This is a genomic window from Sulfurovum aggregans, assembly GCF_055385215.1.
This window is the reverse complement of the sequence record NZ_AP042387.1, coordinates 502,638-525,050: the sequence shown is the minus strand read 5'-3', so window position 1 is coordinate 525,050 and position 22,413 is coordinate 502,638. Positions and strand designations below refer to the sequence as shown.

Here is a 22,413-nt window from a genome sequence, read left to right as displayed (position 1 = left end):
AAAAATGCAATTTTATGATAATAGTTTTTTATTTATACCAACATTTTTTATTTTTACAGTAGGTATGCTAATACTATCTATATATATCAAAAATATACTTGTTTCTATTTTTCTATCTTCAATAAAAAGTACAATGTTTTTTATTTATTTTTATTATCTTTTTGATGGAACATATACTTTTCTAGATGACTGGACATATTTAAATAAAGCAACTAGCTATATCGAGGGAAATTATGATTTTTTTTCTTTAATCTTGCATCCATTAATCTTAGAAAATATTTTTGGAAGTGGTCATTTTTTATATCAATTATATAATGTGCTTGCTTTTAAACTTTTTGGAAATTATTATTATTCACCAGTCGCGCTCAACATTGTTCTAACATTCATTACATCATATTTTGTTTTTAAACTATCGACATTTATTGGGTTCACGCGAAAATTATCCTCAATAATAGCCATATTTTATTTATTGCATTGGGATATTCTAGCATGGAGTACCATTGCTAATTTAAAAGATATTCTTGTTCAACTATTGTCTATTGTTTTAATATATAACATCGTGATTTTCGATAGCTATAGGAAAAATATCCGTTCCATAATTATGATGGCTTCAGTCATTCTATTACTAAGTGTATTAAGATTTTATTTGCCTTTTCTTATTTTATTGTCATGGTTGCTATCTGAAATTTTTCTCAAACTTATACAAGCAAAAAAGGCTAAGAAAATTGTTTATATTTTAGTTTTTTCACTTCTTACTGCTATCGTTTCTCCTCTTATTTCACAATACTTCGCAGCAGAAATTTCACATTTTATGAACGATTTTACAAATCCAGTAGTAGGTGTATTTCGATTTCTTATGACTCCTATTCCTTTTTTTATGGATGATAAATATGCTTTTCTATATTTTGCCTCATTTCTACATTGGCTTACTTTTCCACTACTTGTTTATGGTGCATATATTACATACAAGGTAAATAAAAAAGTGATGTTATTTATCTTGTCGTATCTATTGATAATGTTATTATTTTATGGAAGCTATTCAGAACTACAAGGTCCTAGACACAGACTTCAGATAGCCCCATATCTGGCGATGTTTCAATCCATAGGTTTTTTTGCTCTTTTTTATAGTCAAAAGTTTAAAAAATATTTAAAGAAAGCATTATGATTAAACTATTTTTTATAATTAACTCCCTCTCATCTGGTGGAGCTGAAAAAGTAATGTCTGTGTTGATAACCGAACTGGTCAGGCAATCATACGATGTAGAGTTGATCTGTCTTGAAAAAAAACACTTTTATGACATCCCTAAAGAGGTTAAAGTGACTTATCTGTCTCAGGGTAATGGTGATGAGAGTGGTATTCAGAAGCTTTTGGCTATTCCTTTGTTGGCGTGGAGATTGAAGCAGCACATCAGACGTAATAACATTGACTTGGTGCAAAGCCATATCTACCGTTCTAACTACATTAACATCCTTGCCAAACTCTTTGGTGCTGGACATCAGGCACAGGTGGTTAATGCCGGGAGAGTGAGCCGTTACTTTGAACAGGGGTTACTTGGCAAAGTCAACCTCTTTCTCATTAAACATCTCTACGGCAGAGCAGACCTACTCATCTCCAAGGCAAAGGGGATGCAAGCGGACATGCAAGCACTTTTTCATTTTGACAATGCTCAAAAAGTTATCAACAATCCTTATGACATAGAGAAGATCCAAACAATGGTAAAAGAAGAGGTGACAGACTTTAATTTTGAGGCAGACAAAACCTACCTTGTCAGTGTCGGACGACTCATCGCCTTAAAACGCAACCAAGATACACTGCAAGCCCTGAGCAAACTACCTGAACACATAGAACTTCTACTTCTTGGAGAAGGAGAAGAGAGAGAAAAACTTACCGCACTTACCAAAACCCTGGGCATCGCCAAAAGGGTACACTTCTTAGGGCGGGTAATCAACCCCTACAAGTACCTCACCCGTGCAGACATCTTCGTCTCCGCCTCAGAAAGCGAAGGCTTTCCAAATGTACTCGTAGAGTCCATGATCTGTCAAACACCTATCGTATCATCCGACTGTACAAGCGGCCCCAGAGAGATCTTAGCTCCAGGTACAGATGTTAACATTCAGCTTAAAGATGATGTTGAGTTGGCAGAGTATGGTATATTATTTCCAGTTGGAAGTTTGGACAGTTTATATACAGCAATTGACTTACTTTTGAATGATGTCGTACTAAAAGAGAAATATATTACTAAAGCAAAAAAAAGAGCAGAAGACTTTTCTGTTGAAAAGATAGTGAAACAGTATAAGAAGGTTTTGGAGTATGCATAAAACAATAGCCATTGTCATCAACACATCCTGGAATATCTTCAATTTCCGTTTGGGATTGCTTAAAGCCTTGCAGGATGAAGGCTACAATATAGTTGCCATCGCACCAAAAGATGACTACTCTGAAAAACTTGAAGAACAGGGGTTTGAATACTATGACGTCAACATCAACAACAAAGGGACGAACCCCATAGAAGATGCCAAACTTGTACTGGAGTTTTATGGACTCTATAAAAAGATGAAACCCGATGTGATCTTGCAGTACACCATCAAACCAAACATTTACGGTTCCATGGCGGCAGGGATGCTCGGGATCCCCGTCATCAGCAATATCTCTGGACTTGGCACTGTCTTTTTAAATGACAGTCTTTCTTCTAAAATAGCACGGATGCTCTACAAGGTAGCATTGAAAGTTCCCAAAAAGATCTTTTACCAGAATGCCCATGATAGAGAACTGTTCGTGAAATCGGGACTGGTCAATGCTGAAAAAACAGATCTACTCCCCGGGTCTGGCATTGATATTGAACAATTCAAGCCGCAGGCAGTGGGCAGTGATAGTGACAGGGTGAGATTTCTTTTTATTGCCCGACTGGTCAAAGATAAAGGATTGGTAGAATATGTTGATGCCGCACGAAAAATATTATCGACTATGAACCATTCACCATCCACTCAAGATAAAAGCCCTCAATTTTTTATCTTAGGTGCATACTATCCGGGAAATCCTACAGCCATTACCGAAGCTGAAATGAAGAGATGGGAAGAAGAAGGCATTGTGAAGTACATCGGTGTCAGTGACGACGTGAAGTCTGTCATAGCCGAGTATGACTGCATTGTCCTGCCTTCCTACCGTGAAGGACTGTCTAGGGTACTCCTTGAAGCTTCCAGTATGGCAAAGCCCATCATTACTACGAATGTACCCGGATGCAAGGAAGTGGTGGATGATGGGGTGAATGGCTACCTGTGCGAAGTCAAAGATGCCAACTCTCTAGCAGAACAGATGAAGAAGATGATCTTGCTTTCAGATGAAGAGAGAGTGGAGATGGGTAGTAAAGGACGTGAGAAGGTTATCTCCGAGTTTGATGAGAAGCTAGTGGTAGATAAGTATATTAATACTATTAAAAATTTATTTTCCAAAAAGCCTAGTGTATATAAGACGGAAAGGTCTTAAAACAATATATAAAAATCTTAAATGATATGGTAGTACAAAAGTTTGGCAGTCTCTTCTTGAAATTTTAAAACTTTGTATGATAAAAGTTAAAATTTTGTTTTTTCTTTCATGAAATATATTAGCTACAAATGATTGGATCAGATAAATTCTTTGTAATTCATTATTATTCAGAGAATTATAGTTGAAAAAATGTAAAATATCTGTGTATAAATTTTTTAAATCAGGCTTTTTATCCAACATATCCATAATAGTATCAGGTAAAGGAGTCTTAAAGAATTGATGGCTTATCATTACTCCAAGTAACAAAGCACGTTGATCACTTTTTGAGTTAGTGTACAGGATGATGATATTCCAGTTGAGGTTACAACTACAAATTAGTCTATCTATATCACAAACCCACTCTATACGCTCCCATGCATGTTTGGAACCATGGATACAAAGATATATCAGTAAATGCTCATTGGATAGTGTATATATCTCTTTTTGATTGATAGTAATGGATTTCTTGTCTTGTAAAAGTTGATAAAAATTAAAATAGGTATTTAATTCTTTGGGTACAAGTCTCCAATGCATTTCTACTAGTGTTTTGGTTGAATTGCTAATAAAACTAAAATCTTTATCTATTTTAAGACAAATAGAATTAGTTAGTATTTTCATAGAATTGACTGGTGAAAATCCATTTTTGGACATAATCCTCCCCGCCTCGTAAGCATCTTTCTCATCCACCAAAATATCCAGATCGCTATACTGCCGTAATGTAATGTCGCCATACGCCATCTGTGAAAGTGCAGGGCCTTTGAAGGCCAAAGCTTCAATGTCATGTTCCTCAAGCAGTTTCATGATACGAATGAGCTCTGCACTCATTAGCATATTGCGTTGAGAAATACTCATGTAGTGAGCTTTTAGCTCTGTGAGTATTTCAGCGTTCAGCGTTAAGCGTTGAGCGTTCAGGGAAGAGCTTGATGATAGCTTTTTGATGGTTTTATAGACGAGTGGCAATATTCCATGGCGGAGTGCCATGGAAGTGATAGAATTTAGTGATAGTGATGGTGTTGAGGGGAAAAAGGGTCAGGTGACAATAACAACATGTAACTTTTTCTATGCTATACTCTCTAAAAGCAGGAGAGCTAAGACATGCCCAGAAAACCTCGTATAGAGATCAATGGATACTACCACATCATCAATAGAGGTGTAGAACAAAGAGTTGTTTTTACTGAGCCTGCTGATTATGAGTATTTTGAAGAACTGATGTGCTTTTATGCAAAAAGTTACGGTGTGATCGTTCATAATTATTGTTTGATGCGTAACCATTATCATTTATTGCTAGAGATCACACAAGAGAACCTTTCTAAATTTATGAGACAAGTCAATATGAACTACGCGATCTACTTCAATAAAAAATACAAAAGAATAGGGCATTTGTGGCAAGGACGATTTAAGTCTTGGTATGTGACTGATGAAGCTTACCTCTATACACTGATACTCTACATAGAACAAAATCCGCTAAAAGCCAACATCGTAAAAGATTTGGAAATATACCCTTACAGTTCCTATGCCTACTTTCTGTCAGATACAATTCCGGAATGCCTGCAAAGGTCATGGGTTGTACAGAACTTTCAAGGAGATAGAGAGGCGATCAAAGATCTTTTGAACAGCAGTGTCAATGTAGCACAACTCTCCGAAATGAAAAAAGCATCAAGTTTGCTAGAGGCTCCCAATGTAGATAAAAAGCCCAGGGAAGAAGAATTAAGAGAAATTTTTGAAAAAATAAAAGATAAAAAAGAGAGAAACAGGCTCATCGTACAATGTTATGATAAGGGCTATTCTCAGCATATGATGGCAAAAGTATTGGGACTATCACAGCAGGCTGTGCATGGGATCATTAAGAGGTTTGGGATATAAGTTGTTTACAAGAGCCAACAGCATAGTGCAGGGAAAAACTAAATTTTGAATTGTAAACAAGATTTACTGGAGTAAAGATGACTGATACTGCTGAGAGACTGAAATAGATTAATATACACTTAACATTATACGTGATATTATACGTATAATAAAGAATATAAAAAAGGATCTCTATGAAGATAGCCTATACAACAGAAGAACTTGTCCCTTCAACAGAATTTGCAAAAGGTTTTGGCGGTTTTGTTTCGAAGATCATTAAGGGCAGTGTTGAAAAGCTTGCCATTGTAAAAAACAATAAACCTGAAGCAATTGTCATCAGTATAGCAGAATATGAACGTATTAAAATGCTGGCAAATTTGGCTGAAGACCTTAGTATTCAGCAGATGGTACATGAACGCATAGGAGACGGTAAGCGAGAACTGCTTGACTATGATGACTATGCAAAACAGAGAAAGTCAAAGATAAAGCATGCTGTTTAAGATCCAGTACTATCCGGAAGTGGTTGATGACCTGGAAGCACTAACAGATGAGGAATTTGAAGAAGTAGATGCCTACATAGAAAAATTGAAGGTCAATCCCCTGCTTGTGAGTCTTCCTCTTGAAAATCTGGGAGATAATCTACTTGCTGAATGCCGAAAAATATATGTTGCAAATGCAACGATACGCATAGTCATACGGGTGATTAATAATCAAATACATATTGTAGAATTAATTGTGATCGGACCAAGGGCTGGTGGGATAGTTTATGATGAAGCATATCGTCGTTTGGTAGATAGTGATATAGGATTATAAAATTAAATGTATAAAATGTTAAAGATCATGAACTATGATGTGTTTGTCGATGATATTTCAACGATCAGGGTAGACTGGGAGAAGCAGCAGGTCATCAACACCATCACTCCCTCACTCCTATATTACAGCCAAAGACGATAAGCTTTTTGAAGAAGCATTGCAAAAGTAAATGATTTTGCCCCGTATGTGCTCTTCACTAGGTATGACGGCACTAAAACAGGAGAAATGGCTGCATGCACACAAAGAGCATTTGAACTTCAAGATAGCCTCTTCCCTCGGTGCCGTGTTTGACTTTTATGCCGGTACCGTTGTCAGGCCATCACAGTTCTGGATAGATATGCACCTGGAGTGGCTTCCTAGGCTTTTAAAAGAGCCAAAACGGTTATGGAAAAGAAACTTTGTTTCAACACCGCTCTTTTTAACAGAGATGATGCTTTACAAAATGGATGTGAAAAAGTAAGAATGGGCAGTAAAAATCGTATTAATCTTGGTTCTATTCTAGAATTTATTTTGCACTTCCATCGAAACTTTTACACTAAAACTAAAATTTATATGAGTAAGCCGGTCAATATCGCAGATCCACTCTATGCGTTTCCAGGCATGCTTTGAACCATGCAGGCACAAATAAGCCAAAAGCATTTCAATTGACAGTGTAGGGATCGGTTTTCCGTTAATATCGACGGTTTGTCTATTTTCAGAAATTTGGGAAAAGTCCAGATGCTGTCCGATCTTTTCTCTAAACAACTTCCAGTGAAGCATGTTTTGTTTTTCAGTATTTTCATGGGAAAGGATGCTTTATAGCCATGTGCATCCAATACGGAACCAGCTTTTACGATCTTTTTTTCATCCACCAAAATATCCAGATCACCAAACTGCCGTAAAGTAATATCTCCATACGCCATCTGTGCCAGTACAGGGCCTTTGAAGGCCAAAGCTTCAACAGAATTTTTCTCTAAAAGTTCGATGATACGAATTAACTCTGCACTCATTAGCATATTGCGTTGAGAAATACTCATGTAGTGAGCTTTTAGGTCTGCTACCAGGGAGTGATAGTGATGGGGGTTAGTGATAGGGGGGAGTGATAGGGTTTAGTGATAGTGGGGAGTGATAGGGTTTAGTGATAGTGGGGAGTGATAGTGATAGGGGTTAGTGATAGGGGGGGAGTGATAGTGAGGGGGTAGAGTGATAGTGATAGGGGTTAGTGATAGGGGTTAGTGATAGTGGATAGTGATAGGGTTTAGTGATTAGTGAAAAGAATGGGTAGTTGACATATGTATATAAATAATATATAATATTGTAAAACAAATGGTAAGGAGCTACAATATGCTTAGTGTTGAACAGTTGGAAAAACAGCAAGTTGGTTTGAGACTTCCCAAGTACCTCATAGAGGATATAGATGCATTTACAGAAAAATACAGTGTCAATAGAACAGATATCATCATGGAAGCAATAAAGTCATATATTGCCGAACAGAAATCAAAACTCTTTTATGATGATTTTGCAAATGCTGCAAAAGAACTGCAAGAGATACGCAGCTCGAAAAAGCATAAAGAGATGCAAAGTTTGAATGGCTTAATAGATGAACTTGAAGATCATTAGTTTAGAAAGTTTTACGAAAGATGTTAAAAAACTGTATAAAAAATATAAGGCCATAGCGCGTGATCTTCGAAGCCTGGAAAGTGAGCTGCTGGAAAATCCTAAATGTGGTATAAACCTTGGAAATGCCTGTTATAAAATACGTTTAAAAAACAGTTCTGTACCTACAGGAAAAAGTGGTGGATTCCGGGTAGTTTATTACTATCTGGATGAAGAGAATAATCTTTACCTGATGGCTATGTACTCCAAAACAGAATTGGAGAACATTAGTGATGAAAGAATAAATGAAATACTTAAGGCATATGATCTATGACTTCTATACAAAAGTGAATTGAGAACCAAGGTTGAATGTGTCAAAAGTAATCTTACTAAGTATGGGGGGGTAGAGTGATAGTGGATAGTGATGGTGATAGTGGGGGTAGAGTGATAGTGGATAGTGATGGTGATAGTGGGGGTCTAATATTATGTTATAATACTGTTAAAAGTACTTTTAAGGATACGGTTATGACTATTTCGGCCAATGAAATAAAAAAGAGAGGGGTATCATTATTTGACAGTCTCCTCGATAAATTTGATGAACTTATTATTAATGTTCGAGGTAAAGATAAATATGTTGTTCTTGATATAGAACGATATAAAGAGTTCAGAGCCAATGAGTTGGACTTGGCTTACATGCAAACAATGAATGATATAAAAAAAGGTAATTACAAAACACAGAGTGCAGCGGAACACGTAGCTGAGCTTGAAAATGAACTATAAGATCATTATTACCGATACGTATAAAAGACGTGTGAAGAAGTTTTTGAAAAAACATCCTGATATGTTGAAAAGATATGCTAAAGCAATAACAATACTGGAAATAGACCCCTTTCATCCTTCTTTAAGACTGCATAAACTAAAAGGTAATCTTCATGAGTATTATTCTGTATCGATCAATATGGAATATAGAATAGTGATAGATTTTTTAGTTGTTAATAATGAGATCATCCCTATAGATATCGGCAGTCATGATGATGTGTACTAAGTATGAAGGTATGGGGGGTTTTTCTAATATTATTTAAGATTAAGATGTTACAATAATGCAAATTACAAAAAACAAGGGGATGTGATGAAAAAGGCAGTACTTGCGATAGGATCTGTAGCGGTAATGGGCAGTTTGGTGTTTGCCGGCGGCGATATGACAACAGCAAAAGAGGTGGAGCCGGCAGTGGTCCTGCCTGTGGCGATCGAAGCTGAGCCGGTGGAGAGTGGTTTCTATGCAGGGCTGGGGCTGAGTGCCGTGAGTACACGGGAGGCGAATGTTTCTATGGACCTTACCAGTGGAAAAGCAGGACAGGACAGACTGGGGAACATCACTCTGCTTGCAGGATACAACTTCAATGCATACCTTGCTGCAGAGGGGAGATATACGACCAGTATAAGTCATGAAGACAATGTTGAAATGAGTGGGTGGAGCCTCTTTGTGAAACCTCAGTACCCCGTAACAGAAGACTTTGGTGTCTACGCACTGCTCGGATTTGGAGGTGTGACACTGGACGGTGTGGACGGTGCCAATATCGATGTGGACGAGACCGGGTTCCAGTGGGGGATTGGTATGAGTTACCTGGTCATGGAACATGTCTCTCTCTTTACTGACTACACTTCTCTTGGAAACGATATGGACGGTGTCTACAACGGTGCATCCAAGGCGGACATAGATGCCGTTACTGTCGGACTGACCTACGACTTTTAAACTTCCCTCTCCGGGAAGGAAAGGGAGGAGTTCCAAAAGGACTCTTCTTTTCAAACCTTAAATAAAACTTTTTAGATATAATAACCCTTAATTTTGAAAGAGATCCCCAAGGAAGAAAATGAACACACACAGCATACAGACAGAGGAAGATGAAATAGACCTCAAAGAGGTCTTTGGTACCCTTTACCGTTACCGGTATATGATCCTCTCTCTGGTCATTCTGTTTACGCTTGCCAGCGGTGTGTATGCCTACTTCAAACCCAATGTCTACAAAGCTTCCGCGACCGTTGAAGTAGGTTCGGAAACACCCGGTTACGGAACACAGGACATCCTTGCCATGGCAATGGACCAGGGCAGCGAGAACGTCGATACGGAAATGGAGATCATTAAGTCCAGATTTGTCGTTGAACTCGCACTCAAAGATGTGGACCTTGCCCACCGCTACTATACGACCAGAAGATACAAAGAGGTGGAACTCTACAAAGAGAGCCCTTTTCATGTGGGTATGCTCAAAGGGTATGATGTCAGCTTTGACCTGTACCCGGTCGATGAAGAACAGTACCGTCTTGTTGTGTACGAAGCTGAAGATGAGAACGGAAGCGTCTGGAGTTACGACAAAACCCTTCCTTACGGCAAAGAGATCGTGACAGCACATTTTCACCTGAATGTTATTAAAAGTAAAGCAGCAGAGGATGCACAGTACCGTTTTACCGTCATTGCACCCGAAAAAGTGGCTGCTTTTGCACAGGAAGGGCTCAGTGTGGCCCAGACATCGAAACGCTCTTCCATACTCAGGATCTCCTATGAGGACAATGTAGCCCTGCGCGCAAGGGGATTCACCAATGCACTTGCTGCTGCCTATATACAGCAGAGCATAGAGAAAAAGACCAAAGAAGCAACACGCAAACTCACCTTCATAGACAAACAGCTGAAATACATCACCGAAAACCTCAAAAGCTCCGCCATCAAACTCGAAGAGTTCAAAAAAACCTCCAATACCGTAAGCCTGAGCTCCAAAGCAGAGAGCATCATCCGGCAGATGAGTGAATATGAAACGAAACTGGCAGAGATATCGATAGAGAAAGAGATGCTCGACACCCTGTACAAGCAGGTGAAGTCAGGCAAGAACCTTGAGAGTATCGCTATGGTCGGCATAGACAAACAGAAGTCGGCACTCCCCGATATGATCAAGGAACTTCAGAACGCCATTATCAAAAAGAAGATCCTCCGTGAAGACTATACGGAAATGTACCCCGAAGTCGCTAAACTCAGAAAGACGATCGTGCAGCTCAAGAAAGTCATCATCGCTACGATCAAAAATCTGAAAAAAAGTATTAAAGAGAAACAGACACTGATAGAAAAGTCCATTGCACAGCAGCAGAAACTGTTGAACAAACTTCCTGCAGACGAGAGAATGTTTGGACAGCTTCAGCGTAAATTTGCAGTGAACGAGAAGATCTACTCCTACCTGCTGGAGAAACGCTCGGAGACTGCTATCATCAAAGCCTCTACGGTCAGCAAGAACAGGATACTGGATACGGCACTTATGCCGGATGAACCCATCAAGCCGAAGCGGAAACTGATCGTACTTGTGGGGCTGATACTGGGGCTGATCCTGGGGATCGCACTCGCCTTTTTAAGAGCTTTCCTGGATGACCGCATCAAGACTGAAGATGACGTGCTACACGGAACCGGTGTTCCTCTGCTCGGGCTGATCCCGAATATCAAAGAGGAGAGTGAGAAGATCAAAGTCTTCCTGTCTCCGAAATCTGCCATTGCAGAATCTTTCAGAAACCTCAGGACCAACCTGCAGTTCATGGCAAAAGACAGACAGGCCCATGTGATCGCGATCACTTCGACCGTCGGCGGTGAGGGGAAGACCACGATCTGTATCAACCTGGGCGGGATCATGAGTATGGCAGAAAAGAAGACCATCATTCTCAACCTGGATATGCGGAAACCGACACTGCATCAGAAATTCGGGCTTCAGAATAGCAAAGGGATGAGTACACTGCTGTCTGGACGTACGGCACTGGGGGATGTGATACAGCATACGGAGTATGAACATCTGGATATTATCGCATCGGGGCCGGTACCGCCGAACCCGAGTGAACTGATACAGAACGAACAGATGGAGAAAGTACTCGAAGCATTAAGAGAAATGTATGACGTCATCATTCTTGATACGCCTCCTATCGGCCTGGTGACAGATGCAAGAACACTGATGCATTTTGCAGATACCAGCATCTATGTACTGAGAACAGACTACTCCAAAAAAGATTTCCTGCGGAATATAGAAAAACTCTCAAAAGAGGAGATCAGCGGTTTCGGTATTTTGCTGAATGATGTCAAAACCGGCAGGAACGGTTACGGCTACGGCTACGGCTACGGCTATTACGAGGAAGAGGAAAAATGATCTTTTCTCTTTTTAACAAGAGAAAAAAAGCGGAAAGAGGACCTCTGCTGAAGGTCGATCTGCATTCTCATCTGATACCGGGGATCGATGACGGTTCCAAAAGTATGGAGGAGAGCCTGATGCTCCTCAAAGGGATGGAGGCCTTGGGCTATGAGAGGGTGATCACTACACCGCACATCATGGCAGATGCATACCGCAATACGCCGGAGATCATCAGGGATGGCTTGCAGGCTTTGCGTAAAGCTTCAAAAGAAGAGGGGCTTGCCATAGAGATAGAGGCTGCGGCAGAGTATTATCTGGATGACGGTTTCTATGACCATCTCCATAAAGGGGAGATCCTGTCAGCAAAGGGCAGGTATCTTCTGTTCGAGACCTCCTATATCTCCAAACCCATACAGCTTGAAGAGATGATCTTCGAGATCTCAGCGGCAGGCTATACTCCGCTTATGGCACATCCGGAACGTTATCGCTATATTCGAGACCCGATCAGAGAGTTTAAACGCTTTAAAGATCTGGGCGTCCTGTTCCAGATGAACCTGAACTCATTCGGAGGCTATTACGGGAAAGTGGCAAAGGTACATGCCGATCTTTTGAGCAAAGAGGGGATGATCGATTTTCTAGGTTCGGATGTGCACCACAAGAGGCATCTGGATACACTCCATGAGATCTTTGCTTCAGAGGCATACAGCAAAATATTCAGACACAATAAAATTTTGAATGACAGGTGAATTTCAAATATCAAATTTGAAACCACGGGAGCACACGGGGGTGCTCCCCTACGATAAAACAAATCATGCAAACCGATCCCGTAGGGGCGGACCCCCGTGTCCGCCCGGGAACGGAATGGCGATTTAAATCCCGCAGTAACAGCATACATTCCGGATATTTTAATAAAGATGAGATATAATAAATATCTACAGCATTTGGACAGGGAGAAATGGGAAATGTTTCAAATAAAATCAATAGTATTGGCAGGAGTAGTGCTGCTCTTAAGCGGATGTGCCGGAAAGTCGGAGTATCAGCTTCTGCAGACACATCAGAGCGAAGATCAGCAGAGTTACAGAGTCACGGACAGAAGTATTGAGTACCGTATTCTGCCTCAGGACAGACTGGAAGTCATTCTCTATAAAAATCCGGAACAGAATGCCGTGGCATCGCTTCAGGAGCTCGGACAGAAAATGAACCGTAACGGTATCCTTGTCAATGCATCGGGATATATTACCCTTCCGCTGGTCAACAGGGTCAAGGTCGCAGGACTGACACAGACACAGGCAGCAGACAGGATCACCAGAGAGTATAAAAAGTATCTCAATACACCTTCCGTCTATCTTGAAGTGCTCAATAAGAGGATCTTTGTACTGGGTGAAGTGAACAAGCCGGGTGTCGTGAAACTGGACAAAGAGAAGATGACACTCTTTGAAGCACTGGCATTTGCCGGGGACCTGACGGATTCTGCGGTCAGGAACAATGTCATTATCATATCGCACAGTGCGAAGAACGGTATGCAGATGCGAAAAGTGGATCTGACCAATTTCGATACGATGCATTATGCTAGTTTGATGTTGAGACCGAACGACATTGTCTATGTACAGCCGAATAGCTGGAAAGAGTTCAAAGTAGCATCGGATGATGTGACCTCCATTTTTGAATCCATTTCAAAAGTAGCCTCTCCGTTTGTAACGCTCAAGTATCTGTCAGACTGATCTGAAGCAGCATAGGGGGAATGACATGCAGTTACTGATAGAATACAGCACGATCTTTCTGCTCGCATTGATCCTGATCAATATGATCCGGAACAATGCATCAAAATGGGGGCTGGTCGATATTCCCAACGGGCGCAGTACACATGTAAACCATACGGCACGGGGAGCTGGAATAGGGTTCTACCTTGCCATTGCGTTTACCGTTCCTTTTTTTCATTTTGACCTGATACTCTCTTATGCCTGGACCTGTATCGCCATCCTTCTGGTCTTTATCATCGGTGTACTGGATGACCACCATGATGCCTCTCCCAATGCCAAGTTCTTTGTGATCATTTTCAGTACCATACTGCTCTCATTTGATGATATCATCATTTGTGACCTGGGGACCTTTTTCGGTGCGGAACTCTCTCTGGGATGGTTTGCACTCCCTTTTACGGTCTTTGCTGTCACAGGGTTTACGAATGCCCTCAACCTGATAGACGGACTGGACGGACTGGCCGGGACGATCAGTATCGTGATTCTGAGTATTTTCTTTACGGTGGGCTATCTTAATGATGACCTTTTCATGATGATGATATCGATGGCATTCATTTCGGCACTTCTGGCCTTTCTTATTTTTAACTGGAATCCTGCTTCGATCTTTATGGGAGACAGCGGCTCCCTGACACTGGGATTTGTGATCTCCATGCTGGCGATAAAGTCTCTGGCCTATCTTCCTACGGTCAGTATTCTCTTTATCGCAGCGATCCCCATAGTCGATACACTGGTCGTCATGACACGCCGAAAGCTGAATGGGCGCTCCATGTTCTCACCGGACAGATGCCATATACACCATGTTCTCAGACACTTTTTTGCGGAAGATACACCACGAACCGTATTTTTCCTGGGAGTATTTCAGATGGTCTACTCTCTGACCGGTCTGCAGCTGGACAAAACCATGGATGAAGGGGTACTGCTGATCCTCTTTTTACTCAATGTGGTACTGTTCTATCTCTTTCTCGGGGCGATGATCAAAAGACAGAAAAGGAAGTGCTGACCGGCATTGTTATTGTAGGGGAGCACCCCCGTGTGCTCCCGTGGTTTCATATTGATATTTGGGATCCGGATCGTTATCAGGGGATTTGAATTTATGTCCGGTTCCCCGGGTGGACACAGGAGTCCACCCCTACAGGAGATTCACAAATGTTTCACAATAAAAGATTATAATCCTGTAAAAAAGAGAATGCAATGCCAAAAATATTAATGATGATCTTTATGATAGGGATGACATCTTCCGCACTTTTTGCCTACAAAGAGGTTGTGGTGGACCTTTCGGAACAGAGGGCCTATGCAATAGAGGACGGGTATATCGTTTTTGAAGGGCGTATCTCGTCGGGTAAATATGGCAGAGAAACACCCACCGGTGAATTCAGTATTATTCAGAAGAAACGTTACCACAAGTCCAACCTCTGGCCCAAACCCAACGGCGGTGCAAAGATGAACTATATGATGCGGTTGACCAACAGTGGTATTGCCATGCATCTGGGATATGTCCCGGACAGGCCTGCTTCACACGGCTGCATAAGGCTGAAGAACGGATTTGCACAAAAGATGTACCGCTGGGCAAGTGTGGGTACCCCGGTGTATGTTGAAGGTGATATACGGGAATACCTGGCCGACAGAGGCAGGTACCGGGATGCGTATTATGCCGATGACTACGGGATGATAGACTATCACGACTATGATTAGACGGTGAAATCCCGTTTGTAGGGGCGGACCCCTGTGTCCACCCGGAGATACAAAAAACAATTCAAATCCCGAAACAACAATATGCATTCCGGATTTCATCGTGAAACCACGGGAGCACACGGGGGTGCTCCCCTACGATAAAACAAATCATGCAAAACATTTTGTAGGGGCGGACTCCCATGTCCGCCCGGAGATTTAAAGAACGATCAACAGCGATAAGCAAAAAATGCAGATCATGGACCTGCTCCTGATACTCATAAGGTGACTTATAACGTATAGGTTCTGTACTCCAAATACTCCAATGTCACTTTAGGTTGCTGCAGTATTTCCATCATCATCCTGATACTTCCTGCATGTGAGCAGATGAGTATCTCTTTGTCTGTCGGAAGTGAAGCGAGAAACTCCTCCAATCGTAAACGAAATGCCTCTTCCGACTCTTGGCAGATATAGCGATGCCAACTACTTTGAGACTCCAGGTGTTTGGTATCGTAGCTTTCCAGTTTTTCAATATCGTTAAATCGTTTTCCTTCTATATGGGCCTTGAACCTGACTTCACGCAGGCGACTGTCTATAGTAAAAGCTTTTCCCAATTTTTCAAGTGTCTGTCTGCATCGCTTCAGATCTGAAGAAAATACAAGAGCAAAAGAGTTTGTTCTCAGTCGGGCTGCCTTCTTTTCATCAAAGAGGTCCTCATCTATGCCGACATCACTCCAGCCAAGGTAACACCCTTGGTGTTCTTTGGGCAAAGCAGCATGCCTGAGCAGTGTTATAGCCACAGCAAAGCCACCATCATCATGAGGAGAATCTCAACGTTCTCCAGAGTTGTACCCAGGACATCACCATTCATGAAACCTATTTTGGATTTAATGAATGTAGCGATGAGATAGGTAGAGAGCAGTCCTGCAAGTAGAATGGTGAAAAAATATACCCCTGTAAGCAAAAGCCCGATTATGCTAAAAAGTATTAATGCACTCAAGAGATAGTTTCTGCTAAGTGATGCCTTGAGTTGTGTTGCAAATGTCGATCTGAATGTTTGTGTATAAAAAAGTATCAAAAGTCCTAAACGACTGACTATGAGTATAGCAATGAATGGGGCAAAAAGATGATGCATCAGTAAAAAAGTAATGCCGGAGATCTTTAAAAGTACAGATCCTACAGTCCACAATATACCCATGGCACCTACAGTAGGCTCTTTGATGATATCATAAGCATCTTTGCCGGAGTGTGAGGCATAGATGGCATCTGCCACATCCATGACAGCCTCGGTATGCAAAAAACCATAGAGCATCATATAGACCACTGCAGAGAACAGTGCGCCATACCAGGAGAGAGGTTCCAACAGGTGAAAGAGTCCAACAGTGAGTGTACCCAGAACAAATCCCACAAGGGGGAGGAAGAGAAGCATTGATCCCAGTACATCTTTGGAACTTAAGTCATCATGTTCATTGAACTTTACGGGGATGATACTAAAGTAGGAAAATGCAAATTTTAAACCCAAATAGAGTGATTTCACAGTACGACTCCCAGTCCTAACACTATAAAGATAAATATATCCAATCTAAGCTGTAAGGATAAAGCATTTTCAATATCTTCTGTTCCTATCTTCCCGTTGCCTTCCCCAAAATCGGGTTTGGACTTCACTTTTCCAAAGTAGGAAGTGTCTCCGCCCAGTTTAATGCCAAGTGCCAGTGCCATAGCAGAGATGGGATGTCCTGCATTGGGACTTTCATGTTTTTTCCCATAACTGTAAAAATGGAATAGAGCCTTTTTGCTTCCCTTTAGTATGGCTATGAGCAGGGCAGTGATACGTGAGGGGATGTAGTTTGCTGCGTCATCCAACTTTGCAGAGAATTTTCCAAACTTCTCATACTTTTTGTTTCTGTAGCCTACCATGGAGTCCAGGGTATTGATGGCTTTGTAGACAAAAGCACCACCGGGTCCCAAAAGTACCAGGTAAAAGAGAGGGGCTATCACTCCATCGCTAAGATTTTCTGCATAGGTCTCTATGGCAGCCTTGTTGATGTCGCTCTGGCTTAGCTCATTCGTATCCCTGCTTACCAGGTATTTGATGTTCCGGGGGTGGATAATGATCTCTTTTACGCTATCATAGAGCATTTTTGAGGCGATGGTCGTTGACGCAATGATTCCCAAAATAATAACCTGTAGGTCGGGGTGCCCCCACCCCGACAATAAATATTGAACACTATACGAAATTATGAATACGATAGAGACAAGAGAGAATGTAAGCAATGCCCCTCTCAAAACTGTATTACGATAATATCTCCCCTCAAACCACTTAATATAATCACCCATGAGAATGACAGGATGTTTGATAAACTGAAACTCACCAAATACCCTGTCTGTCGCATAAGCGATAAGCGCTATCTCAAAGTACATGCTTGAGTATCCTCTCTATATCCAGTCTCTTTTTCATACTTTCTACAAAATCATCTATGGTTTTTTGCTTATATCTTTTAAATTTCTCATCATCAAAGAGTCCATGGACAAATGTACCTTTTATAGTATCTTTCTCATAAAAGAGAGGGTATTTCTCAGAGATACCGTGGTGTATCTCAAAACCGTTTACCTTTTGTCCGAATATCTCATACTCCCCGCGTCTGAGAACTTTTTCTTTTTGAAAAAGGATGACATCATCTATAAAGCCTAAACCCTCTATGGTTTGAGGCTCCGGACTCTCTACAGCCTTATTGTCCCTGAGCTCTTTAAACATCATTTCATAGCCGCCGCAGATCCCCAAGATATGGGTTTTGGTCTTTTGCAGTTGCGCAAATAAACCACGCGCTTTAAGCCATGCCAGATCCTGCATGACCAGCTTGGAGCCGGGAAGTATGATCTGGTCATATTTGTCCAGATCAGCATTGGACCTAATGAATTCAAGAGAGATGTTCTCATCTGCTATAAGAGGCTCCAAGTCGTTGTAGTTGCTCATGGTAGGGTAGGCTATGACGGCGATGTGTTTTTTGGTGTCGTGTTTGTTCTGTTGGTAGTTCATGAGACTTTGTGAGTCTTCAAAACCAAGGTTGAAAGGCTTGTAGGGCAGGACGGCAAGTACAGGTATGCCAAACTTTTTTTCCAGGATCTCTATCCCTTTGTCAAAGAGGCTCAAGTCTCCCCTGAATTTGTTGATGATGACACCGATGACATTGTCCCGTAACGGTTTTGGCAGGAGGTGGTACACGCCATAAACAGAGGCAAAAACACCACCCTTTTCTATGTCTGCTACGAGGATGATCTTGGTGTTGAACTCTGTTGCAATGTAAATGTTGGAGAGGTCTTTGTCCATAAGGTTCAACTCGACAGGACTTCCGGCTCCCTCTGCTACAACACAGTCATATCTGCTGTCCAGGTATGCAAAGGCAGACTTGACCGCAGGTTTCAGGCTGTCCAGGTCACGGTAATACTCCCGTACATCTTTATCGGCTGCCGCTTTACCGTTGATTATGAGTGAAGCAGAACTCTTACGTCCGGATTTTAACAAAACGGGGTTGTTGTGGTAAGAGGTGGATACACCAAGCACCTCTGCCTGAAAGTGCTGGGCTACAGCTATTTCTGAACCATCATCAGCTACTTGTGCATTGTTTGATACATTTTGGGCTTTGAAAGGTGCAACAGTGTAGCCTAAGTCCTGCAGTATCTTCGCTATGACAAAAGTAAGGGTGGATTTGCCTGCATCAGAGCTTGTTCCAAAGATGGAGATATTATGCATAAAGAGCCTCTTTTAATGTGTCCAGAACACTTCTGCTTTTTACCGCGATGCGTACATGTTGTTCATCCAGCCCGTCAAAGTTCGAGCAGTCTCGTATCATGATCTTATATGGCTTTAAAATGGCTTGAAATTTTTGAGCTGTCAAGTGATTTAGTTTTACCAAAACATAATTTGCATTTGAAGGGTATATTGTTTGTATATATTTTGAGTTTTGAAGTATCTGCATAAGGTAGGTTCTGTTTTGCTGGTTTATCACTTTGGAGGTTTGAGCAAAATATGTATCTTTTAAAACCTCTTGCAGGTAGTGACTGTCAAACTGTGAGATCTTCCATAGCGGTTCACTCTTTTTCAGTTTTTCAATGTTTTGAGTGTTAGAAATAACCGTTCCCACCCTTATGCCGGCAGCACTGTAAAACTTGGTCATAGATTTCAGTATATAGAGTTTATCGTAGCTCTCCATATACTTGGCAGCCGACTCAAAATCAGTAAAATCCAAAAAAGATTCATCTATGAGAACCGTACAATCTTTCTCTATCCATTTTTGCATCAGTGTGTCAATGCTGTAAAATGCTCCGTCCGGGGTAGAGGGGTTGACAAAAATGATCAATGATCTCTCTTTGACATCCCGGTGTATGTTTTCAAATCTATCGATCAGGTCAGTATCATAACCAAAAAGCACCGAAGCCTTTTTATACTCCAGATAAGCAGGACTGTAGATGGTACAGTGTTTTAAGCCAAACTTGCAAAAGAGTGTAAATATGGCAGAACTCCCGCCATTGAAAAGCTCTATCTGCTTAGGCTTCACATTGTAGAGATCGGCTATGCAGGAGTAGAGTTCGTCGTAGTTTGGGTATGCAGATATATCAAGACGGTTGAAGTCCACACCAATGTCAGGTTTTATAGGGTTGATATTGGAGGAGAGATCTATCACTTCACCTGTGCTGCAACCAAGCTCTTTGGCAAACGCTGTTACATCTCCGCCGTGCTGATAGGCTTTCATTTAAGACGAGTCTCCAAACCTAGTTTCACTTCATAGACTTCATCACATAACGCAGCCAGCTTCTGACCCGCAATACCGGACCTGTCAATATATCTGCGACTCTCTTTATCTATAGGAATGACTCCTGAACTCACATCGTTAAGTACAAAAATGATATTTGCATCTATAGCACAAATGGCTTCTATTTGCGTAAAAACGGTCTCTTCCGGCTCTTCTAAAGTATTGAGGATCCACATAGAGATACAATCAACCAGATAGCTTTCATCCGGTTGGATCACTTTGGTTAAATGAAAGGGCTCTTCTATGCTGATGAACTGCTCCTCCCTTTGACTCTGATGCTTCTCTATACGCACTTTCATCTCCGTGTCATGATAACTGTTGTCATAGGTGGCAATATAATAAGGTTTAGTTTTTGCAAGTGCCAATATCTTTGCTTCTGCCAGTCGACTTTTGCCTGATTTCTGCCCACCGTAGTAGAGTATTTTCATGACTGTAAAAAATATTCCACTTGTCTGGTAATATCTTCTTTGCTTAGACCGTTTAAAACGCCATACATCAAAGCTCCACCGGCTCCAACCCCCTCTTTGGCTTCACCTTCATCGTAGAGTTTTAGAGCAGGGTGTCGGCTCAGAGAGAAGTCAAAATCTACATAGTAGGTGTTAATAGGGAAATTCAACATCTCTAAAAGTGCCTTGATATCACTATACTCATCCTGGGCTACCCATTTTGTTGTACATAGAGCCAGGTTTGAAGTTTCAATGTTCCCACCCATATACTCTGCAATACGATTGATAATAAGCAGTACGCATGCCATCTGTGTCCCCCCGGCTAAAACAACTTTCAGACGATTGTTCAATCCCAGGATAAACCCTGCATTGAAGATGAGCATATTGTCTGATACCGAGCCCAAAACATCGAACAGATCATTTTTGTCACTAATATTTTCAAGTGCTGACTCTATGGTTTTCTCTCTTATGCTATGGGGTACATTTTTGAAACTGCTGCTGAACAACTCTTTTGCATCATAGCCCAAAGCCAAGGCTGTGGCTGTTGCCGTGGTGGTTCCGCTTGGTACAGACTCCCCTAAGATGAGATAATCACTGTGGCACTCATAACTCTGCCCAAAAGCTACCCCTTTCTGAAAAAGAGCCTCTGCATCAATACCTGCTCCCCTGTCAATGGAACTACTGGGTGTTATGTTGAACGTGTGCTGCTTAAAGTAGCTTACTTTTGGTACGACTTCCAGACCAAGGTCGAGTAGCTCTATAGCATAATACGGACTTAACAGGTGAACCCCTCTGGTAATGAGGGCAGGGGTTGGTACCCCTTTGGGGGTCTCAGCGATGTTGTCCAGGCTTCGGACTTCACCTGTGCATACAAACTCGGAGTCAAGTGTAGGGGTGAGGTGTATCATACCCGGGATACCTGCCTGGGTGATCCCTTCTATGTTTGCTGTTCCCGTGTTACTTAGTGCCAGCATGAATGTAGCTTTTCTCCCCCGTAGGGATTCTACAAAATCCGGTTTCCCGATTATCGTTTTTATCATGAAAGTTTCTCCAATTTGTTTAGTAGTTGCCGGTAGTCGAGTTTGTTGATATACCGTGTTGTAGCGTAGTATAGTAAGGCATATCTGATATATTCATTAAAATCACAGAGTGATATATCGGCGTGATAGCTTTTGAGCAGGGTGTTGATCTTTTCATAGTTTGGCGTCTCTTCGTCATAGCACCAGGAGAGTGCTGTAACAGCAAGTTCAAAATAGAAATCTCCATTACAGGCATCGCTGAAATCATAGATACCTGAGAGTCTGTTCCCCATAAATTTTGCATTGTCAACAAAGAGGTCGCCATGTATCACTCCATGATCTTCAGGTTCGCATTTTATGGTACTGAAATACTTTTTCAGGGTGATGTTTTCTGTACGCTCGATGAGTTGTCGGAGTCTCTCTCTTTCAAACAACCTCTCATTGGAGGAGCTGATCCTTTGGCTTATGCAATGAAACTCTTTTAAAAAATGACCGATCTCTTCGATCTGCCGGATAGTTGGATTTTTGACACTTTTTCCCTCTATCTGAGTATAGATCAGCACTTCATGATGATTGATCTGAAAATGCTCTATCACCTTCGGTACAGATAAATGCCGAAGTTTTTCCAGGAGTGCTGTCTCATTCTCCACCACCCTTGCGGGAGTCTCTTTTTCAAAGAGTTTCAAGACATGATCGCTGCCAAGCAGATAGACGGATGCCATGACACCGTCAGTCGTGGGTATCAGTGTATAGTGCTGATATGGTTCGGGTAGTTCACTGTTCTTTATCGTCGTTTTAATTCCCACAG

At 41.5% G+C, this 22,413-nt stretch carries 28 protein-coding genes and 1 pseudogene; 18 read left to right on the top strand and 11 right to left on the bottom strand.

What is annotated here, in order from left to right:
* Positions 1–4: 4 nt before the first annotated feature.
* From ACZ48W_RS02535 to ACZ48W_RS02525, 3 genes are read left to right on the top strand one after another with little or no spacing between them, the layout of a single operon-like run.
* Positions 5–1,165, top strand: coding sequence for a hypothetical protein (locus ACZ48W_RS02535; protein WP_464829575.1), 1,161 nt, complete (start codon positions 5–7; stop codon positions 1,163–1,165).
* A complete protein-coding gene (locus ACZ48W_RS02530) occupies positions 1,162–2,319 on the top strand; it encodes a glycosyltransferase (RefSeq protein ID WP_464829573.1) in 1,158 nt (385 codons plus the stop codon). The genes ACZ48W_RS02535 and ACZ48W_RS02530 overlap by 4 nt, the downstream gene beginning before the upstream one ends.
* Positions 2,312–3,484, top strand: coding sequence for a glycosyltransferase family 4 protein (locus ACZ48W_RS02525; RefSeq protein ID WP_464829570.1), 1,173 nt, complete (start codon positions 2,312–2,314; stop codon positions 3,482–3,484). Before ACZ48W_RS02530 ends, ACZ48W_RS02525 begins: the two co-directional genes overlap by 8 nt.
* On the opposite strand, the gene ACZ48W_RS02520 is transcribed toward ACZ48W_RS02525, so the two are convergent.
* A complete protein-coding gene (locus tag ACZ48W_RS02520) occupies positions 3,440–4,504 on the bottom strand; it encodes a nucleotidyltransferase domain-containing protein (protein ID WP_464829568.1) in 1,065 nt (354 codons plus the stop codon). The genes ACZ48W_RS02525 and ACZ48W_RS02520 overlap by 45 nt on opposite strands.
* 114 nt (positions 4,505–4,618) lie before the next feature.
* On the opposite strand from ACZ48W_RS02520, the gene ACZ48W_RS02515 reads away from it, so the two are divergent.
* The 5 genes from ACZ48W_RS02515 (at position 4,619) to ACZ48W_RS02495 (ending at position 6,638) form a co-directional block, all read left to right on the top strand.
* Positions 4,619–5,386, top strand: coding sequence for a transposase (locus tag ACZ48W_RS02515; RefSeq protein ID WP_464829566.1), 768 nt, complete (start codon positions 4,619–4,621; stop codon positions 5,384–5,386).
* A gap of 173 nt (positions 5,387–5,559) precedes the next feature.
* Positions 5,560–5,865 (top strand): hypothetical protein, encoded by a 306-nt coding sequence (locus ACZ48W_RS02510; RefSeq protein ID WP_464829564.1) that lies wholly within the window; start codon positions 5,560–5,562, stop codon positions 5,863–5,865.
* Positions 5,855–6,178: a type II toxin-antitoxin system RelE family toxin gene (locus tag ACZ48W_RS02505; protein WP_464829561.1), complete on the top strand. Its 324-nt coding sequence runs from the start codon at positions 5,855–5,857 to the stop codon at positions 6,176–6,178. Before ACZ48W_RS02510 ends, ACZ48W_RS02505 begins: the two co-directional genes overlap by 11 nt.
* Before the next feature lie 6 nt (positions 6,179–6,184).
* Positions 6,185–6,319: a hypothetical protein gene (locus ACZ48W_RS02500; protein ID WP_464829558.1), complete on the top strand. Its 135-nt coding sequence runs from the start codon at positions 6,185–6,187 to the stop codon at positions 6,317–6,319.
* A 61-nt stretch (positions 6,320–6,380) separates the two neighbouring features.
* Positions 6,381–6,638 carry a WecB/TagA/CpsF family glycosyltransferase gene (locus tag ACZ48W_RS02495; protein ID WP_464829555.1) on the top strand — a complete coding sequence of 86 codons (258 nt, stop codon included), beginning with the start codon at positions 6,381–6,383 and terminating at the stop codon, positions 6,636–6,638.
* Positions 6,639–6,676: 38 nt separating this feature from the next.
* Here the strand turns inward: ACZ48W_RS02495 and ACZ48W_RS02490 are convergent, their stop codons facing one another.
* Together ACZ48W_RS02490 and ACZ48W_RS02485 are read right to left on the bottom strand one after the other, a co-directional pair.
* Complete coding sequence (locus ACZ48W_RS02490; protein WP_464829553.1) at positions 6,677–6,937, bottom strand: nucleotidyltransferase family protein; 261 nt, start codon at positions 6,935–6,937, stop codon at positions 6,677–6,679.
* A gap of 71 nt (positions 6,938–7,008) precedes the next feature.
* Positions 7,009–7,167, bottom strand: a pseudogene (locus ACZ48W_RS02485) (nucleotidyltransferase family protein); the annotation flags it as partial.
* A 334-nt stretch (positions 7,168–7,501) separates the two neighbouring features.
* On the opposite strand from ACZ48W_RS02485, the gene ACZ48W_RS02480 reads away from it, so the two are divergent.
* The 10 genes from ACZ48W_RS02480 to ACZ48W_RS02435 all read left to right on the top strand — a co-directional run bounded on the left by ACZ48W_RS02480 (position 7,502) and on the right by ACZ48W_RS02435 (position 15,353).
* Complete coding sequence (locus tag ACZ48W_RS02480; RefSeq protein WP_464829551.1) at positions 7,502–7,777, top strand: hypothetical protein; 276 nt, start codon at positions 7,502–7,504, stop codon at positions 7,775–7,777.
* On the top strand, positions 7,758–8,087 hold the full coding sequence (locus ACZ48W_RS02475; protein WP_464829549.1) for a hypothetical protein: 330 nt from the start codon (positions 7,758–7,760) through the stop codon (positions 8,085–8,087). The genes ACZ48W_RS02480 and ACZ48W_RS02475 overlap by 20 nt, the downstream gene beginning before the upstream one ends.
* A gap of 191 nt (positions 8,088–8,278) precedes the next feature.
* The gene (locus ACZ48W_RS02470) at positions 8,279–8,533 is read left to right on the top strand and encodes a prevent-host-death protein (protein WP_464829547.1); all 255 of its coding nucleotides are present in this window, start codon (positions 8,279–8,281) and stop codon (positions 8,531–8,533) included.
* On the top strand, positions 8,523–8,798 hold the full coding sequence (locus ACZ48W_RS02465; RefSeq protein WP_464829545.1) for a type II toxin-antitoxin system RelE/ParE family toxin: 276 nt from the start codon (positions 8,523–8,525) through the stop codon (positions 8,796–8,798). The genes ACZ48W_RS02470 and ACZ48W_RS02465 overlap by 11 nt, the downstream gene beginning before the upstream one ends.
* A gap of 84 nt (positions 8,799–8,882) precedes the next feature.
* Positions 8,883–9,506 (top strand): outer membrane protein, encoded by a 624-nt coding sequence (locus ACZ48W_RS02460; protein ID WP_464829543.1) that lies wholly within the window; start codon positions 8,883–8,885, stop codon positions 9,504–9,506.
* Between the two features lie 118 nt (positions 9,507–9,624).
* Positions 9,625–11,922 (top strand): GumC family protein, encoded by a 2,298-nt coding sequence (locus tag ACZ48W_RS02455; protein ID WP_464829541.1) that lies wholly within the window; start codon positions 9,625–9,627, stop codon positions 11,920–11,922.
* The gene (locus ACZ48W_RS02450; protein WP_464829539.1) at positions 11,919–12,650 is read left to right on the top strand and encodes a tyrosine-protein phosphatase; all 732 of its coding nucleotides are present in this window, start codon (positions 11,919–11,921) and stop codon (positions 12,648–12,650) included. The genes ACZ48W_RS02455 and ACZ48W_RS02450 overlap by 4 nt, the downstream gene beginning before the upstream one ends.
* 216 nt (positions 12,651–12,866) lie before the next feature.
* Positions 12,867–13,625 carry a polysaccharide biosynthesis/export family protein gene (locus ACZ48W_RS02445; RefSeq protein ID WP_464829537.1) on the top strand — a complete coding sequence of 253 codons (759 nt, stop codon included), beginning with the start codon at positions 12,867–12,869 and terminating at the stop codon, positions 13,623–13,625.
* A gap of 25 nt (positions 13,626–13,650) precedes the next feature.
* Positions 13,651–14,661 carry a glycosyltransferase family 4 protein gene (locus ACZ48W_RS02440; RefSeq protein WP_464829535.1) on the top strand — a complete coding sequence of 337 codons (1,011 nt, stop codon included), beginning with the start codon at positions 13,651–13,653 and terminating at the stop codon, positions 14,659–14,661.
* A gap of 191 nt (positions 14,662–14,852) precedes the next feature.
* On the top strand, positions 14,853–15,353 hold the full coding sequence (locus ACZ48W_RS02435; protein WP_464829532.1) for a L,D-transpeptidase family protein: 501 nt from the start codon (positions 14,853–14,855) through the stop codon (positions 15,351–15,353).
* A 266-nt stretch (positions 15,354–15,619) separates the two neighbouring features.
* Here ACZ48W_RS02435 and ACZ48W_RS02430 read toward each other — a convergent pair whose 3' ends face one another.
* From ACZ48W_RS02430 to ACZ48W_RS02395, 8 genes are read right to left on the bottom strand one after another with little or no spacing between them, the layout of a single operon-like run.
* A complete protein-coding gene (locus ACZ48W_RS02430) occupies positions 15,620–16,129 on the bottom strand; it encodes a histidine phosphatase family protein (RefSeq protein WP_464829530.1) in 510 nt (169 codons plus the stop codon).
* Positions 16,120–16,866, bottom strand: a complete 747-nt coding sequence (locus ACZ48W_RS02425) for an adenosylcobinamide-GDP ribazoletransferase (RefSeq protein ID WP_464829528.1) — start codon at positions 16,864–16,866, stop codon at positions 16,120–16,122. The genes ACZ48W_RS02430 and ACZ48W_RS02425 overlap by 10 nt, the downstream gene beginning before the upstream one ends.
* Positions 16,863–17,750, bottom strand: a complete 888-nt coding sequence (gene cbiB / locus ACZ48W_RS02420; protein ID WP_464829524.1) for an adenosylcobinamide-phosphate synthase CbiB — start codon at positions 17,748–17,750, stop codon at positions 16,863–16,865. Before cbiB ends, ACZ48W_RS02425 begins: the two co-directional genes overlap by 4 nt.
* The gene (locus ACZ48W_RS02415; RefSeq protein ID WP_464829521.1) at positions 17,740–19,080 is read right to left on the bottom strand and encodes a cobyric acid synthase; all 1,341 of its coding nucleotides are present in this window, start codon (positions 19,078–19,080) and stop codon (positions 17,740–17,742) included. Before ACZ48W_RS02415 ends, cbiB begins: the two co-directional genes overlap by 11 nt.
* A complete protein-coding gene (locus ACZ48W_RS02410) occupies positions 19,073–20,080 on the bottom strand; it encodes an aminotransferase class I/II-fold pyridoxal phosphate-dependent enzyme (protein ID WP_464829518.1) in 1,008 nt (335 codons plus the stop codon). Before ACZ48W_RS02410 ends, ACZ48W_RS02415 begins: the two co-directional genes overlap by 8 nt.
* Positions 20,077–20,568, bottom strand: a complete 492-nt coding sequence (locus tag ACZ48W_RS02405) for a bifunctional adenosylcobinamide kinase/adenosylcobinamide-phosphate guanylyltransferase (RefSeq protein ID WP_464829516.1) — start codon at positions 20,566–20,568, stop codon at positions 20,077–20,079. The genes ACZ48W_RS02410 and ACZ48W_RS02405 overlap by 4 nt, the downstream gene beginning before the upstream one ends.
* Complete coding sequence (gene cobT, locus ACZ48W_RS02400) at positions 20,565–21,626, bottom strand: nicotinate mononucleotide-dependent phosphoribosyltransferase CobT (protein ID WP_464829514.1); 1,062 nt, start codon at positions 21,624–21,626, stop codon at positions 20,565–20,567. Before cobT ends, ACZ48W_RS02405 begins: the two co-directional genes overlap by 4 nt.
* Positions 21,623–22,411, bottom strand: coding sequence for a phosphotransferase (locus tag ACZ48W_RS02395; RefSeq protein ID WP_464829512.1), 789 nt, complete (start codon positions 22,409–22,411; stop codon positions 21,623–21,625). Before ACZ48W_RS02395 ends, cobT begins: the two co-directional genes overlap by 4 nt.
* Between the last annotated feature and the right edge of the window lie 2 nt (positions 22,412–22,413).

Coding starts and splice junctions, on each gene's coding strand:
- ACZ48W_RS02535 (WP_464829575.1), top strand. CDS start 5: ATGCAATTTTATGATAATAGTTTTTTATTTATACCAACATTTTTTATT.
- ACZ48W_RS02530 (WP_464829573.1), top strand. CDS start 1,162: ATGATTAAACTATTTTTTATAATTAACTCCCTCTCATCTGGTGGAGCT.
- ACZ48W_RS02525 (WP_464829570.1), top strand. CDS start 2,312: ATGCATAAAACAATAGCCATTGTCATCAACACATCCTGGAATATCTTC.
- ACZ48W_RS02520 (WP_464829568.1), bottom strand. CDS start 4,504: ATGGCACTCCGCCATGGAATATTGCCACTCGTCTATAAAACCATCAAA.
- ACZ48W_RS02515 (WP_464829566.1), top strand. CDS start 4,619: ATGCCCAGAAAACCTCGTATAGAGATCAATGGATACTACCACATCATC.
- ACZ48W_RS02510 (WP_464829564.1), top strand. CDS start 5,560: ATGAAGATAGCCTATACAACAGAAGAACTTGTCCCTTCAACAGAATTT.
- ACZ48W_RS02505 (WP_464829561.1), top strand. CDS start 5,855: ATGCTGTTTAAGATCCAGTACTATCCGGAAGTGGTTGATGACCTGGAA.
- ACZ48W_RS02500 (WP_464829558.1), top strand. CDS start 6,185: ATGTATAAAATGTTAAAGATCATGAACTATGATGTGTTTGTCGATGAT.
- ACZ48W_RS02495 (WP_464829555.1), top strand. CDS start 6,381: ATGACGGCACTAAAACAGGAGAAATGGCTGCATGCACACAAAGAGCAT.
- ACZ48W_RS02490 (WP_464829553.1), bottom strand. CDS start 6,937: ATGCTTCACTGGAAGTTGTTTAGAGAAAAGATCGGACAGCATCTGGAC.
- ACZ48W_RS02480 (WP_464829551.1), top strand. CDS start 7,502: ATGCTTAGTGTTGAACAGTTGGAAAAACAGCAAGTTGGTTTGAGACTT.
- ACZ48W_RS02475 (WP_464829549.1), top strand. CDS start 7,758: ATGAACTTGAAGATCATTAGTTTAGAAAGTTTTACGAAAGATGTTAAA.
- ACZ48W_RS02470 (WP_464829547.1), top strand. CDS start 8,279: ATGACTATTTCGGCCAATGAAATAAAAAAGAGAGGGGTATCATTATTT.
- ACZ48W_RS02465 (WP_464829545.1), top strand. CDS start 8,523: ATGAACTATAAGATCATTATTACCGATACGTATAAAAGACGTGTGAAG.
- ACZ48W_RS02460 (WP_464829543.1), top strand. CDS start 8,883: ATGAAAAAGGCAGTACTTGCGATAGGATCTGTAGCGGTAATGGGCAGT.
- ACZ48W_RS02455 (WP_464829541.1), top strand. CDS start 9,625: ATGAACACACACAGCATACAGACAGAGGAAGATGAAATAGACCTCAAA.
- ACZ48W_RS02450 (WP_464829539.1), top strand. CDS start 11,919: ATGATCTTTTCTCTTTTTAACAAGAGAAAAAAAGCGGAAAGAGGACCT.
- ACZ48W_RS02445 (WP_464829537.1), top strand. CDS start 12,867: ATGTTTCAAATAAAATCAATAGTATTGGCAGGAGTAGTGCTGCTCTTA.
- ACZ48W_RS02440 (WP_464829535.1), top strand. CDS start 13,651: ATGCAGTTACTGATAGAATACAGCACGATCTTTCTGCTCGCATTGATC.
- ACZ48W_RS02435 (WP_464829532.1), top strand. CDS start 14,853: ATGCCAAAAATATTAATGATGATCTTTATGATAGGGATGACATCTTCC.
- cbiB (WP_464829524.1), bottom strand. CDS start 17,750: ATGTACTTTGAGATAGCGCTTATCGCTTATGCGACAGACAGGGTATTT.
- ACZ48W_RS02415 (WP_464829521.1), bottom strand. CDS start 19,080: ATGCATAATATCTCCATCTTTGGAACAAGCTCTGATGCAGGCAAATCC.
- ACZ48W_RS02410 (WP_464829518.1), bottom strand. CDS start 20,080: ATGAAAGCCTATCAGCACGGCGGAGATGTAACAGCGTTTGCCAAAGAG.
- ACZ48W_RS02405 (WP_464829516.1), bottom strand. CDS start 20,568: ATGAAAATACTCTACTACGGTGGGCAGAAATCAGGCAAAAGTCGACTG.
- cobT (WP_464829514.1), bottom strand. CDS start 21,626: ATGATAAAAACGATAATCGGGAAACCGGATTTTGTAGAATCCCTACGG.